The sequence below is a fragment of the Vibrio sp. R15-SG3-ISO1B genome, assembly GCF_059833835.1.
The window spans coordinates 19,726-33,155 of sequence record NZ_JCBDGG010000023.1 but is presented as its reverse complement, the minus strand read 5'-3'; the positions used below and the strand labels follow the sequence as shown (position 1 = coordinate 33,155).

At 48.9% G+C, this 13,430-nt stretch carries 13 protein-coding genes and 1 tRNA gene; 5 read left to right on the top strand and 9 right to left on the bottom strand.

The genetic code is table 11. The annotated features are described in order from the left end of the window. Window positions 1–95 precede the first annotated feature (95 nt). Together purL and AC6R0S_RS06425 are read left to right on the top strand one after the other, a co-directional pair. A complete protein-coding gene (gene purL / locus AC6R0S_RS06430; protein WP_500637479.1) occupies window positions 96–3,989 on the top strand; it encodes a phosphoribosylformylglycinamidine synthase in 3,894 nt (1,297 codons plus the stop codon). Between the two features lie 173 nt (window positions 3,990–4,162). Next, complete coding sequence (locus AC6R0S_RS06425; RefSeq protein ID WP_334555173.1) at window positions 4,163–4,378, top strand: DUF3622 domain-containing protein; 216 nt, start codon at window positions 4,163–4,165, stop codon at window positions 4,376–4,378. 96 nt (window positions 4,379–4,474) lie between these two features. Here AC6R0S_RS06425 and AC6R0S_RS06420 read toward each other — a convergent pair whose 3' ends face one another. From AC6R0S_RS06420 to purM, 4 genes are all read right to left on the bottom strand, one after another. Continuing rightward, the gene (locus tag AC6R0S_RS06420) at window positions 4,475–4,666 is read right to left on the bottom strand and encodes a DUF4250 domain-containing protein (RefSeq protein WP_487903183.1); all 192 of its coding nucleotides are present in this window, start codon (window positions 4,664–4,666) and stop codon (window positions 4,475–4,477) included. After that, window positions 4,666–4,872 (bottom strand): YaeP family protein, encoded by a 207-nt coding sequence (locus AC6R0S_RS06415; protein ID WP_334555175.1) that lies wholly within the window; start codon window positions 4,870–4,872, stop codon window positions 4,666–4,668. Before AC6R0S_RS06415 ends, AC6R0S_RS06420 begins: the two co-directional genes overlap by 1 nt. Before the next feature lie 193 nt (window positions 4,873–5,065). Beyond that, window positions 5,066–5,707 carry a phosphoribosylglycinamide formyltransferase gene (purN, locus tag AC6R0S_RS06410; RefSeq protein WP_334555176.1) on the bottom strand — a complete coding sequence of 214 codons (642 nt, stop codon included), beginning with the start codon at window positions 5,705–5,707 and terminating at the stop codon, window positions 5,066–5,068. Between the two features lie 2 nt (window positions 5,708–5,709). Further along, window positions 5,710–6,750: a phosphoribosylformylglycinamidine cyclo-ligase gene (gene purM / locus AC6R0S_RS06405; protein WP_334555177.1), complete on the bottom strand. Its 1,041-nt coding sequence runs from the start codon at window positions 6,748–6,750 to the stop codon at window positions 5,710–5,712. A gap of 177 nt (window positions 6,751–6,927) precedes the next feature. Between purM and upp the strand changes: the two genes are divergently transcribed. Continuing rightward, window positions 6,928–7,554: a uracil phosphoribosyltransferase gene (gene upp, locus AC6R0S_RS06400; RefSeq protein ID WP_500626327.1), complete on the top strand. Its 627-nt coding sequence runs from the start codon at window positions 6,928–6,930 to the stop codon at window positions 7,552–7,554. A 122-nt stretch (window positions 7,555–7,676) separates the two neighbouring features. Here upp and rluF read toward each other — a convergent pair whose 3' ends face one another. The 3 genes from rluF to AC6R0S_RS06385 form a co-directional block, all read right to left on the bottom strand. Next, window positions 7,677–8,684, bottom strand: a complete 1,008-nt coding sequence (gene rluF / locus AC6R0S_RS06395) for a 23S rRNA pseudouridine(2604) synthase RluF (RefSeq protein WP_500637478.1) — start codon at window positions 8,682–8,684, stop codon at window positions 7,677–7,679. 122 nt (window positions 8,685–8,806) lie between these two features. Then, window positions 8,807–9,388 carry a DNA endonuclease SmrA gene (gene smrA / locus AC6R0S_RS06390; RefSeq protein WP_500626329.1) on the bottom strand — a complete coding sequence of 194 codons (582 nt, stop codon included), beginning with the start codon at window positions 9,386–9,388 and terminating at the stop codon, window positions 8,807–8,809. A gap of 145 nt (window positions 9,389–9,533) precedes the next feature. After that, a complete protein-coding gene (locus AC6R0S_RS06385; protein WP_334555181.1) occupies window positions 9,534–9,674 on the bottom strand; it encodes a DUF3149 domain-containing protein in 141 nt (46 codons plus the stop codon). A gap of 238 nt (window positions 9,675–9,912) precedes the next feature. Here AC6R0S_RS06385 and AC6R0S_RS06380 point away from each other — a divergent pair. Beyond that, window positions 9,913–9,989 (top strand) — tRNA-Pro (locus AC6R0S_RS06380). A gap of 72 nt (window positions 9,990–10,061) precedes the next feature. Here the strand turns inward: AC6R0S_RS06380 and AC6R0S_RS06375 are convergent. Then, window positions 10,062–10,928 (bottom strand): TraB/GumN family protein, encoded by an 867-nt coding sequence (locus AC6R0S_RS06375; protein ID WP_500637477.1) that lies wholly within the window; start codon window positions 10,926–10,928, stop codon window positions 10,062–10,064. Between the two features lie 216 nt (window positions 10,929–11,144). Between AC6R0S_RS06375 and rfaH the strand changes: the two genes are divergently transcribed. Further along, a complete protein-coding gene (gene rfaH, locus AC6R0S_RS06370) occupies window positions 11,145–11,636 on the top strand; it encodes a transcription/translation regulatory transformer protein RfaH (RefSeq protein ID WP_500628873.1) in 492 nt (163 codons plus the stop codon). Window positions 11,637–11,745: 109 nt separating this feature from the next. Here the strand turns inward: rfaH and asnB are convergent, their stop codons facing one another. Continuing rightward, on the bottom strand, window positions 11,746–13,410 hold the full coding sequence (gene asnB, locus AC6R0S_RS06365) for an asparagine synthase B (protein WP_500630665.1): 1,665 nt from the start codon (window positions 13,408–13,410) through the stop codon (window positions 11,746–11,748). Window positions 13,411–13,430: the final 20 nt, after the last annotated feature.

The following is a 13,430-nucleotide window of genomic DNA, read 5'->3' as shown; positions in this document are numbered from 1 at the left end:
CAGAGGTGCGATTGGCATAGGTTTGAACTGTTTTTTATAACGTATTGAATTTATTCCAATATCATCTTAATCAATTGCATAAGAGACCTAAGCACATGAGAATTTTGCGTGGCTCCCCAGCTCTTTCTGAGTTTCGTGTTAACAAACTAGTAGAACTTTGTCGTGAACAAGACCTGCCTGTGACAGGTATTTACGCTGAGTTTATGCACTTTGCTGACCTTACCGCAGATCTGTCTGACGCTGAACTAGCAAAGCTAGAAAAGTTGTTGACCTACGGCCCAACGATCGAAGAGCACGCACCTGAAGGTCTTTTGTTGCTTGTGACTCCTCGTCCGGGCACCATCTCTCCTTGGTCTTCTAAATCCACCGACATTGCCCATAACTGTGGCCTTTCAAGCGTTAAGCGTCTAGAGCGTGGTACGGCATACTACATTGAATCATCGGTGGCGTTAAACGACGCACAAGTGGATGCGGTGAAAGTACTCATCCATGACCGCATGATGGAATCCGTATTTACTCAGCTTGATGCTGCCTCTGCACTGTTTAGCGTTGCTGAACCTAAGCCTGTTGCTCACGTTGATATTCTTGCGGGCGGTCGTCTTGCGCTTGAAGAGGCAAACGTTTCCTTGGGCTTGGCACTGGCGGAAGATGAAATTGACTACCTAGTAGAAAACTTCACTAAACTGGGTCGCAACCCGAACGACATCGAACTGATGATGTTTGCTCAAGCAAACTCAGAGCACTGTCGTCATAAAATCTTTAACGCAGACTGGACGATCGACGGTGTTGATCAAGAGAAGTCGCTGTTTAAGATGATCAAGAACACATTTGAAACGACACCTGATCATGTTTTGTCTGCTTACAAAGATAACGCAGCAGTCATGACGGGTTCAAAAGTAGGTCGTTTCTTCCCAGAACCTGATACTCGTCAATACACCTACCACCACGAAGACGCGCACATCCTAATGAAGGTTGAGACGCACAACCACCCAACAGCAATCTCTCCGTGGCCGGGTGCTTCGACAGGTTCTGGTGGTGAGATTCGTGACGAAGGCGCAACAGGTATTGGCGGTAAGCCAAAAGCAGGTCTGGTTGGTTTTACCACTTCTAACCTTCGTATCCCTGGTTTTGAACAGCCATGGGAAACGGACTTTGGTAAGCCTGGTCGCATTGTAAATGCTCTAGATATCATGCTAGAAGGTCCACTCGGTGGTGCGGCGTTCAACAACGAATTTGGTCGTCCTAACCTACTAGGTTACTTCCGTACTTACGAAGAGAAAGTGACCTCTCATGCGGGTGAAGAGATCCGTGGTTACCACAAGCCAATCATGATTGCTGGTGGTATGGGTAATATCCGTGACGAGCACGTTCAGAAGAAAGAGATCCCTGTGGGTGCAAAACTCATCGTACTGGGTGGTCCTGCGATGAACATTGGTCTTGGCGGTGGTGCGGCCTCTTCAATGGCGTCAGGTCAGTCTGCGGAAGATCTTGACTTTGCTTCTGTACAGCGTGAAAACCCAGAGATGGAGCGTCGTTGTCAGGAAGTGATCGACCGTTGTTGGCAGCTTGGTGAGAGCAACCCAATCGCGTTTATCCACGATGTGGGTGCAGGCGGTATCTCAAATGCACTACCAGAGCTGTGTGATGATGGCGAACGTGGTGGTTTATTCCAGCTACGCGACGTACCAAACGACGAGCTGAGCATGAGCCCACTTGAGATCTGGTGTAACGAATCTCAAGAGCGTTACGTACTGGCAGTGGCGCCAGAGAATATGGAAGTATTCGATGCCATCTGTAAGCGTGAACGTGCGCCTTACGCGGTGGTCGGTGTGGCTACTGAAGAGCGTCATCTAACACTAGAAGATTCTCACTTCGACAACACGCCAATCGATATGCCAATGGACATCTTGTTGGGTAAAACGCCGAAGATGCACCGTGATGCGAAAACACTTAAAGTCGATAGCCCAGCGATTGAACGCGATGGCATCGAAATTAACGAAGCGGTTGATCGCGTTCTACGCCTACCAACAGTGGCAGAGAAAACCTTCCTGATCACTATCGGTGACCGCTCGGTAACTGGTCTTGTTGCGCGTGACCAGATGGTTGGTCCTTGGCAGGTTCCAGTGGCAAACTGCGCGGTAACCGCAGCAAGCTACGACTCTTACCACGGTGAAGCGATGTCTATGGGTGAGCGCACACCAGTGGCTCTTCTAGACTTTGGTGCATCAGCACGTCTAGCAGTAGGTGAGTCTCTAACAAACATTGCAGCGACAGATATCGGTGATATCAAGCGCATCAAACTGTCAGCGAACTGGATGTCTCCAGCAGGTCACCCAGGCGAAGATGCCGGTCTTTACGAAGCAGTGAAAGCCGTCGGTGAAGAGCTATGTCCAGCACTAGGTCTTACTATCCCGGTGGGTAAAGATTCCATGTCGATGAAGACTAAATGGGAAGATAATGGTGAAAGCAAAGAGGTGACCTCACCACTTTCATTGGTGATCACCGCATTTGGTCGTGTTGAAGATGTTCGTAAGACAGTAACGCCTCAGCTACATACTGACAAAGGCGAGACGTCACTGGTTCTTGTTGACCTTGGTAACGGTAAGAACCGACTAGGCGCGACAGCACTCGCACAGGTTTACAAACAACTGGGTGATAAGCCTGCGGACGTGGATAACGCAGATCAGCTAAAAGGCTTCTTTGACGCCATGCAAACGCTAGTTCGTGATGACAAGCTGGTGGCTTACCACGATAAAGGGGATGGCGGTCTGTTCGTGACCTTGGCAGAGATGGCCTTTGCGGGTCACTGTGGCGTGAAAGCGGACATCGCAAACCTAGGCGACGATGCGCTTGCCGTGCTATTTAACGAAGAGCTCGGTGCGGTTGTTCAGGTGAAGAACGATGACTTAGACGCAGTGAAAGCGGTATTGGCAGCCAACGGCCTAGAGGCATGTTCTCACGTTATTGGTTCAGTAGAAGCAACAGACAGCTTTGTTATCACCGCGGGTGAGACGGTTATCCTTGAGCGCTCTCGTACAGAACTTCGTACTATCTGGGCTGAGACCACACATAAGATGCAAAGTCTACGTGATAACCCTGCCTGTGCTGACCAAGAGTTTGAAGCGAAGAAAGACAACTCTGATCCAGGTCTGAACGTTAATCTAAGCTTTGATGTCAACGAAGATGTTGCTGCGCCTTACATCGCAAAAGGTGCGAAGCCGAAAATGGCTATCTTGCGTGAGCAGGGCGTCAACTCTCACGTTGAAATGGCAGCGGCATTTGACCGTGCTGGCTTTGAAGCGACCGACATCCACATGAGCGACATCCTAACGGGTCAGGCAGCGTTGGATGAATACCAAGGTCTTGTGGCGTGTGGCGGCTTCTCTTACGGTGACGTACTAGGTGCTGGTGAAGGTTGGGCGAAGTCTATCCTATTCAACCCACAAGCACGTGAGCAGTTCCAAAGCTTCTTCAACCGTGACGATACCTTCTCTCTTGGTGTATGTAACGGCTGTCAGATGCTATCGAACCTGAAAGAGCTGATCCCTGGCGCTGATTTGTGGCCACGTTTTGTTCGCAACGAATCTGAGCGTTTTGAAGCACGCTTTAGCTTAGTGGAAGTACAGAAATCGGATTCTGTGTTCTTCGATGGTATGGCAGGCTCACGTATGCCTATCGCGGTTTCTCACGGCGAAGGTCGCGTTGAAGTACGTGATGCGGACCACCTAGCGGCGATTGAAGCGTCTGGTACGGTTGCAGTACGTTACGTTGATAACCACGGTAACCCAACACAGCAATACCCGAACAACCCGAACGGTTCGCCAAATGCGATTACCGGTCTTACCACACAAGATGGTCGTGTGACCATTATGATGCCACACCCTGAGCGTGTATTCCGCACGGTTGCCAACTCATGGGCACCAGAAGGTTGGGGTGAAAACGGCGCTTGGATGCGTATGTTCCAAAACGCTCGTAAGAACATCGGCTAAGCCTGATTAATTTAGTCAAAAGCGTAGCGTGAATTCGCTGCGCTTTTTTATTTTTAGCGAAAAGTGTTTTTAGCGAAAAAACTACTAGCCAGCGATGCTTTTTTAAGCTCTAATAGCGCACTTTTTTGCGAAGGGCCCAATCATTAGGGTCGCTTGGTCTGAGGAAACAATTTATGAATGCCAATAAAAAATATGCGTTGCATGTTACTCAACAAGAGTCACAGTGGAGTGCGACAATCACTCGCCAAGTGACATCACGTAAAACTCACGTTTCAAAAAGTGAAACAGGGTTTGAGTCTGAACAAGCTGCACAAGCTTGGGGGGAAGAGCAATTGGCGGTATTCGCCAAAGCGCAAGCCGGGCACAACGCGCGTAAAAAAGCCAAGTAATCACTGTTGTCGACCTTATTGTGCCTACCTTAGTGTAGGCACGTTTGTTTTGAGCGCTAGCCAAGATAACCTAGCGCTCGCAGAGAGGCGGTCGCGTTAACGAAACTGCCCCGCCTCAGGCAAGTATTCAAACCCTGCGCTCGCAAGCTTTGCTTCAAGGGCAGCACGGTCAATATCGAAATACGCCGCAAGCTTGTCCAGATCCCCTGCAAAATCATCGCGCAATTTCATGTTGACGATGCTCATCAGCATCACGCTATCCATGCTGGCAAAATTGCTCAAATTCATCATGCATCCTCAAAATCAGAAATCAGCAGATTGGCCGCTGCGAAGGCCGCTTTTTCTCGTACCGACTTAGGCAGCGCGTCATCCGCTGCAATGTCATTAAGCGCTTTGAGCGCGCAGGTGATGGCTTGTGGGACATAGGCTTGATCGCCACTACCGATCTGGGCGTAAAGCTCACGAATCATGTCACAGCACTGATAAACTTGCATGTTGGTATCCTTAACAAATGATAACTGCTCTCAAATATACACAGGGACGAGAGGAAACTCAAAGCGCCCGGTTGCGCTAGCGCAAACTCGTGAAGCCTTAGTCGTTTTTTTCACCAACAGGGTGAGATAGGAGAAACGCCGCGTAAAAAAAAAGCGAGCATTAACGCTCGCCAATTGGATTGAAACGGTTTGATTACTCTTCGGCGTAACCATGCATGCCGAGCAGCTTGCCATCGAGGTAGGCTTCTTTGCCATCTTTCATCACGAGGCGCTCTTCCACCATCCACTTTACGACCAGAGGGTAGATTTTGTGCTCTTGCGTTTGCACGCGCTCGGTGAGGGTTTCGACGGTGTCTTCATCAAAGATCGGTACTTTAGCCTGTAAAATGACAGGCCCGCCGTCAAGTTGCTCAGTGACAAAATGGACACTGGTACCATGCTCTTCGTCACCGGCGTGAATGGCACGTTGGTAAGTGTTGAGCCCTGGGTATTTGGGTAACAGCGATGGGTGGATGTTGATCATTCGCCCCATAAAGTGACGAACGAACTCGCCACTTAAAATGCGCATATAACCCGCTAAGACCACAACGTCAGGCTTGTATTCATCCATCTGCTTCATCAACTCGCGATCAAAGGCGTCGCGAGTATCGAATGAGTTTGGATCAAGAAAGTGCGCGCCAGCACCGGCTTTTTTCGCACGTTCCAAAGCGTAAGCGGTTGCTTTGTTTGAAAAAACAGCGGTTACTCGGCCATTATCGATGTTGGTTTCACAAGCATCAATAATCGCTTGCAAGTTAGAACCATTTCCTGAAACTAAAACAACAACGCTTTTCATCTTTAGTTGATCTCTACTTGTTCTTCGCCTGCTTGCGCTGTTGCAATCTCGCCAATCACCCAAGCGTTCTCGCCTTCGGCTTTCAACAGTTCAACCGCTGCGTCCGCTTGTGCTTTAGGTAGGGCGACAATCAGACCAACACCACAGTTAAATGTGCGGTACATTTCGTGGGTTGTGACGTTGCCTTTCTCTTGTAGCCATTTGAAGATAATTGGCCATTCCCAGCTGTTACCATCGATCACCGCTTTGGTGCCTTCAGGCAGTACGCGAGGGATGTTTTCCCAGAAACCGCCACCAGTGATGTGCGAGATGGCATGAATGTCATGCTGCTCAATCATCTTGAGTGCCGATTTGATGTAAATTTTGGTGGGTTCGAGTAGGTGCTCACCAATCGTTTTGTCAGCTAACTGTTCGTTTTTGTCAGCACCAGAGACTTCAAGAATCTTACGAATGAGTGAGTAACCGTTTGAGTGTGGACCGCTTGAACCGACCGCGATCAGCGCGTCGCCAGCGGCGACTTTCGTGCCGTCAATCACGTCTTCTTTCTCGACGACGCCAACACAAAAGCCTGCTACGTCATAGTCTTCGCCTTCATACATCCCTGGCATTTCTGCGGTTTCACCACCGATCAGTGCACAACCTGCTTGCACACAGCCGTCTGCAATGCCTGACACAACATCCGCTGCCGTATCGACATCCAACTTACCTGTTGCGTAGTAATCCAAGAAGAACAGCGGCTCTGCACCTTGAACAATCAGGTCGTTGACACACATAGCCACAAGGTCAATACCGATGGTGTCATGCTTTTTCATATCCAAAGCAAGGCGCAGCTTAGTGCCCACACCGTCTGTCCCTGAGACGAGAACTGGATGCTTGTACTTGGTTGGCAATTCGCACAGCGCGCCAAAACCACCAATACCACCCATTACTTCAGGGCGACGTGTACGTTTTACCGCACCTTTAATACGGTCAACAAGTGCGTTGCCTGCATCAATGTCAACGCCAGCATCTTTATAGCTAAGAGAAGTGTTATCAGCACTCACGGGGAAGTCCTCGGTTAGAAAGTTGGATGTGAAAACGGCGCTATTCTACCAGTGGTCAAAGCTAGATAGCAAACGTTTGCGCAAGTTTTTTCTTTTGCGCTACGACAAGAAATTGTGAAGGAAATCGTTTATAATCGACAAGTTTATTTGAAATTTGCCATAGATCCGGAGATGGAAATGAAAGTTGTTGAAGTTAAACACCCTCTTGTGAAACACAAAATTGGTCTTCTACGAGAAGGTGATATCAGCACTAAGCGTTTTCGCGAGCTTGCAACAGAAGTCGGCAGCTTGCTGACCTATGAAGCGACCGCAGACTTTGAAACAGAAAAAGTAACCATTGACGGTTGGAATGGTCCGGTAGAAGTGGATCAAATCAAGGGTAAGAAAGTCACCGTTGTACCGATTCTTCGTGCTGGTCTAGGTATGATGGACGGCGTGCTTGAGCACATTCCTAGTGCACGCATCAGTGTGGTGGGTATTTACCGTGACGAAGAGACGTTGGAGCCTGTGCCTTACTTCAACAAACTGGCGTCAAACATTGATGAGCGTATCGCGTTGGTTGTTGACCCTATGCTTGCTACCGGCGGCTCTATGATTGCGACGATTGACCTTCTTAAAGAGCAAGGTTGTCAGTCATTCAAAGTGTTGGTGTTGGTTGCTGCGCCAGAAGGCATCGAAGCTCTAGAAAAAGCGCACCCAGATGTGGAACTGTACACCGCTGCTATTGACAGCAGACTGAACGATAAAGGTTACATTGTCCCTGGTCTTGGTGATGCCGGTGACAAGATTTTCGGCACTAAGTAATCGTTGATATCTAAGTCACTTTATACGCTAGTGTGTTGACTGACTTGTAAAGACTAAAAAGGAGCATTGAATGATGCTCCTTTTTCATTGCAGCAAAGCGCTGAACGGATACTTCGCCTGCGTTACTTCTTCAAACTTAGCGTGCCGCCGGTGCGTGGTTTTGCTGGTTTGGTCGTGGGGCCTGAGTGTTTGGTGGCGGGCTTTTGGTTCGGATTGTGGTGATGGGCTCGGCCCTTTTTCGAATTAGGCGCGTGACGAAGATCATCGGCATTGCGACCTTTAAACGTTCGCGGCTTTTGATTGCGTCGCGCTTTGGATTCTTGATTCTCTTCTCGACTATCAAAGAGCTTTGCATCGGTTGCGCGGCGAATTCTGCGCCCTTTGCTGTCAACCTTTGAGGCTTCTTCAGTCCCGCTTGAGCCCTCACACATTGCGAGAATCGTCTCAACCTCTTGATCAGACAAGTAGCGCCATTGACCGTTAGGAATGCCATCCAAGGTAATGTTCATGATGCGAACTCGGCGCAACTTGAATACTTCGTATCCCAGCGCTTCACACATACGGCGTATTTGACGGTTCAACCCTTGTGTCAGCACGATTCGAAATGAAAACTTGGTTTCCTTGGTGACACGGCACGGTAGCGTGACGGTATCTAAAATCGGGACGCCGCTGCTCATCCTATGAATAAAGTCATCGGTGATGGGCTTGTCGACACGCACGACGTACTCTTTTTCGTGATGGTTACCCGCACGAAGAATTTTGTTGACGATATCGCCATCATTGGTCAGAAAGATCAACCCGTCCGACGGCTTATCTAAGCGACCAATAGGGAAGATACGCTTTTTGTGGTCAATAAAGTCAACAATGTTACCCGGTACATCCCGCTCGGTTGTACAGGTGATGCCAGTCGGTTTATTTAAAGCGATATAAATCGGTTTATCGGTGGCACCACTGATAGGTTTTCCATCGACTTGAACATCGTCTCCGGGAAGCACCTTGGTGCCCATTTCCGGCACTTGGCCATTAATGGTGACTCGACCTTGCTCTATCAGTCGGTCTGCTTCTCGACGTGAACAAAAGCCGGTTTCACTGATGAATTTGTTAAGGCGTTTCGCGCTATCTTGGGACATGAGCATTCTCTTTACGTTTCACAACGGCAACCCGTGATGTGGTGGTGGATGGATCCGAAATCGGGGTCGGGGAGTGTATCACTCTGTCTATCTTAGACCAACCATAACGATCGGAAACGGTTTTACCCGAGCCGTTTTTGATGACGCTCACGAGTCTCTTGTTTCTTGTCGGCACTTTTTCTCAGCATGACGTAGACCGCACCCGTGCCGCCGTGAAAACGCTGTGCACTGTGTACACATTGGACGTCATTGATTTGTGATAGCCACTTTGCAAGATAACTTTTCATCATGGCGGGGGGATTGGATTTTTCGCCTCGACCATGAATGATCAGCACCGTGCGAATATCCATGCGCATGCACTGTTTGAGAAAGGTGAGCACTTCGTCACGCGCTTGTTTGAGCGTCTTACGGTGTAAATCTAACCTTGCTTGAAGTGGGTACTTACCCAGGCGCAGTTTACGAAAGACCCCATCTTGTACACCATCGCGCTTGTACTCAATGATGTCTTCGGGTTTGAGCATCGGCGCATGGTCAATGGAGAGGTACTCGGGAGCATCATCGCTGAGCCACATAGCCGCTTCGCGTTTAGCCAACTGCGCTTGGGTGACCTGATGTATTTTGACGTGTTGAGTGGTGTCTTGTTTGATGGGTTTAACGTCTCCCATCATTTGCTGAAACAGTGCAAAATCGTCGTCGTTAGACATGACGGTATCTCAGAGTATTCAATCAATATAGCTATTATACTGACGTAAGCCTGTTGTGATCAGTAAGAAATAAAAAACCGAAGTAAACAGTGTGTCTACTTCGGTGCATAGCGAATGTCTATTCGGAGAATAGAGCTAAGCGATTCTAGTGAGGAGATTTGTCATTCATCACCTTGTAGACGAAGAAAGCTCCGTAAAAGAGCATGAGACTAAAGGCACCCAAGATGACAATCATTGAAGATAGACCTACTGCATTACCAAAGAGAAGATCAAGCCAAAAGTCCATAGTTCCTCCGCCAAATACAAAGTGTGTTGACGGAATTTAAGGTAATGGCTGGTCATTAATTCAACACTGATCTAGATCAAGTGTTATCCGAAGGTTGCGTTTTTGTTCTGCTTGCTGTGTGTTTGCTCACATTTTGTGGCCCGTTGCTCGCGTTTTAGTCAAACGGTGTGAATTTGGAAAAAAGTGCGGGAAATGGCTTGCGTTGGCAAACAGAATCCGTAATATACGGCTCCGTTCTCGGTGAATAGCGCAGCTTGGTAGCGCATCTGGTTTGGGACCAGAGGGTCGGGGGTTCGAATCCCTCTTCACCGACCACTTTCTAAAAGCCCCGCTAGCAATAGCGGGGCTTTTTACGTCTAGACGAGTGGTTTATCGCCTCTTACTCCATTAATACTTAAATTCACAGCCAGCGGGGGTGGTTTGGGCGAGTTGCTCAATCTCGAATCCTTGAGCTTGCAGCAGTTCAATCAAGTTGTGCTTTCCGACCAGGTGCAATGCGCCCACCACAATCACGTAGCTGCCCTCGGAGTTGGGTAGCCAGTTTGGGCTGCTGAGTTTGGTGGCCCAGTCGAGGTTTCGGTCAATTAAAAATGCTTGCTCAAAGTCGGGTGACATCTTGGTTAACTGAGCAAACTCTTCGAGCTGCGCTTGGTCACCCGAGATCCAACTTTTGATTAAACATTTTGCCATGTGTTCAGAGTGATCAAAGTCATCGATCATGCTTGTCAACATCTCTTGGCCTACGTCAGGATCGCTTGCCAGCATATCGATTTGAAATTGCATGCTTTCTAAAGAGAGCACCGGAACATTAAGATTGTTCGCTTGGGTCAGCAGGTAGGCATCGACGCCTTTACTGGCTTGAAATCCGAGGTACTCAATTTGGCGCATCTGAATGGTCAGCGCACTAGCCCAAGGAGGCGACGCAAGCAGTTGCGCTTCATTGAGGCTCAGCAAATTGGCAATGCCAGAGAGCTCTTGTTTTTGCTTGGCGGATAAGATCTCTGCGCTGCTGATCGTCTGCTGCGGGTAGCTGACGGCTTGACCGTTGTGGATATCGGTTTCGACGATCAATCCGTCACTATGTTCGAGAGCTGCGCTGATAGGGGACGGGAGTGGGTACATACTGTCGTCACCGACGTGAACCGAACCAATGATATGAAAATCTAACGCCCCTTTACTGGCGTGCCAGTAGAGCGGCTCCGCTTGCAGAGTGCAGCAGAACAAAGTAACACAAGAGAGTAGCCATTTATGCATTCGAAGTATCCTAGTGGGAAGGCCAACAACTGGCTCGGACTGTGACTAGGTTATAGCATAATTTTGCTCATCGAGAGCAGAGGGCGCAACACCATGTTCCCTGAGGCGAAAGCATACAGACAAAACCCAGTACTAAGGTGATGACAAACGCTTACGAATTCCCCCATGGTCACGAGAATGGTAGGATGGCGCAAAACGATAGATTGGCGAACTAAGATGAAGCAGTGGTACTTACTTTATTGCAAACGTGGCGAACAAGAACGCGCTCAACAGCATTTAGAAAATCAGAAGGTTGAGTGTTATTACCCCGTGATCACACGAACTGCGATTCGCCGAGGTAAGCGACAAACCAAGCCAGAACCCCTTTTCCCGTGTTATGTATTTATCTGCTTTGACCCACAACAGGGACCGGCGTTTACCACCATACGCTCGACGCGCGGTGTGGTGGATTTTGTCCGCAGGGGCGCAATGCCTCAAGTGGTTTCACCAGATTTGATTGAAGGGTTAAAGTCGATGGAATCGATGCAGCCACAAGACAACCAAGGGATCCCTAAAGCTGGGCAGCCTGTGTCGGTGTTAACGGGCCCGTTTGCTGGGGTTGAGGCCATCTTTAAAGAATCAGATGGGGAGCTGCGATCGATTTTATTGGTCAAGCTTCTCAATCAACACGTGGAAGTGAGTGTGGGCAACCAAGATTTCGATGTTTAGTCAGCAAGATGTCGAGTTTAGTTTAGTGAGTTCGATTGGTAAAAAAGGCTCCCCAGTTTCACTGGGGAGCCTTTTTGTCACTAGGGTGTCATTACCGCTCTAGCGTGATTTAGTAAGCTTCGTTGTGCACACTTTTCACTGCGCGACCTGATGGGTCTGCGAAGTTTTTGAACGACTCATCCCATTCAATCGCTTTTGCCGATGAACACGCCACCGATGGACCACCAGGTACACACTCGGCTGCTGAAGGAAGTGGGAACAACTCTTCAAAGATTTCGCGATAGACGTAGCCTTCTTTGGTGGTTGGCGTGTTGTACGGGAAACGGAACGCAGCGGTTTCCATCTGCTGATCTGTGACTTTCTCTTCCGCTACCGCTTTTAGCGTATCGATCCAGCTGTAACCCACGCCATCCGAGAACTGCTCTTTCTGACGCCATGCAATTGATTCTGGCAAGTAGTGTTCGAAGCACTCACGCAAGATGTGTTTTTCCATCTTACCGTTACCACACATTTTATCTTTCGGGTTGAGACGCATCGCGACATCGATAAACTCTTTGTCCAAGAATGGCACGCGACCTTCCACACCCCAAGCCGCAAGGGACTTGTTTGCGCGAGCACAGTCAAACATGTTCAGAGCGAGTAACTTGCGCACGGTCTCTTCATGGAACTCTTTTGCGTTGGGTGCTTTATGGAAGTAGAGGTATCCGCCGAAAATCTCATCGGCACCTTCGCCCGAGAGCACCATTTTAATTCCCATAGCTTTGATCTTACGTCCCATTAAGAACATCGGGGTTGACGCACGTATAGTCGTCACATCGTAGGTCTCAATGTGGTAAATCACATCACGAATCGCATCAAGCCCTTCTTGGATGGTGTAGGTCATCTCATGGTGAACTGTCCCAATTTGCTCTGCCACTTCACGAGCTGCCTTGAGGTCAGGTGCGCCTTCCAAGCCGACCGCAAACGAGTGCAGTTGTGGCCACCAAGCTTCAGACTGCTCATCATCTTCAATACGCATGGCGGCAAAACGTTTCGCCACGGCGGAGGTGATGGACGAATCGAGACCCCCGGACAAAAGTACGCCATAAGGTACGTCGGTCATGAGTTGACGTTTAACTGCGGCTTCTAGCGCTTCAGTGAGCTCTTCTTTGCTGGTGGTGTTGTTTTCAACGGCGGCAAATTCATTCCAATCGCGGATGTAGTAGCGTTGAGGCTCTGTATCGCTGCTGCCGTAGTAACTGCCCGGTGGAAATTCACTTACGGTGCGACAAACAGGCACCAAGGCTTTCATTTCCGATGCAACGTAATAGTTGCCGTGCTCATCGTAGCCTTGGTAAAGCGGGATAATACCGATGTGATCTCGGCCAACTAAGTATTGATCTTTCTCTTCATCATAAAGAACGAAGGCAAAAATACCGTTTAGCTCTTCCAGTAGGTCCGCCCCCATGTCTTGGTAAAGAGCGAGGATAACTTCACAGTCAGAGTCGGTTTGAAAATCGTATTTACCTTCGTAACGAGCACGAATTTCTTTGTGGTTGTAGATTTCACCATTGACGGCAAGGATGTGTTTTTTATCTGGGCTGTAGAGCGGTTGTGCCCCACTGTTCAGACCGACAATTGCCAAGCGCTCATGCGCGAGGATCGCGTTATCTGATGAGTAGATACCGGACCAGTCTGGGCCACGATGGCGCAGCTTTTTAGACATTTCCAACGCCACAGGGCGCAAAGCGGACGCATCACTTTTTATATCTAAAATACCAAAAATCGAACACATACTACTTCCCTTTGAATTTC

Bases quoted from the DNA above. Each gene is read 5' to 3' on its own strand.
- AC6R0S_RS06415 (WP_334555175.1), bottom strand. From the start codon at position 4,872: ATGCAAGTTTATCAGTGCTGTGACATGATTCGTGAGCTTTACGCCCAG.
- purN (WP_334555176.1), bottom strand. From the start codon at position 5,707: ATGAAAAGCGTTGTTGTTTTAGTTTCAGGAAATGGTTCTAACTTGCAA.
- asnB (WP_500630665.1), bottom strand. From the start codon at position 13,410: ATGTGTTCGATTTTTGGTATTTTAGATATAAAAAGTGATGCGTCCGCT.
- AC6R0S_RS06385 (WP_334555181.1), bottom strand. From the start codon at position 9,674: ATGGACTTTTGGCTTGATCTTCTCTTTGGTAATGCAGTAGGTCTATCT.
- AC6R0S_RS06420 (WP_487903183.1), bottom strand. From the start codon at position 4,666: ATGAATTTGAGCAATTTTGCCAGCATGGATAGCGTGATGCTGATGAGC.
- purL (WP_500637479.1), top strand. From the start codon at position 96: ATGAGAATTTTGCGTGGCTCCCCAGCTCTTTCTGAGTTTCGTGTTAAC.
- rfaH (WP_500628873.1), top strand. From the start codon at position 11,145: ATGAAGCAGTGGTACTTACTTTATTGCAAACGTGGCGAACAAGAACGC.
- rluF (WP_500637478.1), bottom strand. From the start codon at position 8,684: ATGTCCCAAGATAGCGCGAAACGCCTTAACAAATTCATCAGTGAAACC.
- AC6R0S_RS06375 (WP_500637477.1), bottom strand. From the start codon at position 10,928: ATGCATAAATGGCTACTCTCTTGTGTTACTTTGTTCTGCTGCACTCTG.
- upp (WP_500626327.1), top strand. From the start codon at position 6,928: ATGAAAGTTGTTGAAGTTAAACACCCTCTTGTGAAACACAAAATTGGT.
- AC6R0S_RS06425 (WP_334555173.1), top strand. From the start codon at position 4,163: ATGAATGCCAATAAAAAATATGCGTTGCATGTTACTCAACAAGAGTCA.
- smrA (WP_500626329.1), bottom strand. From the start codon at position 9,388: ATGTCTAACGACGACGATTTTGCACTGTTTCAGCAAATGATGGGAGAC.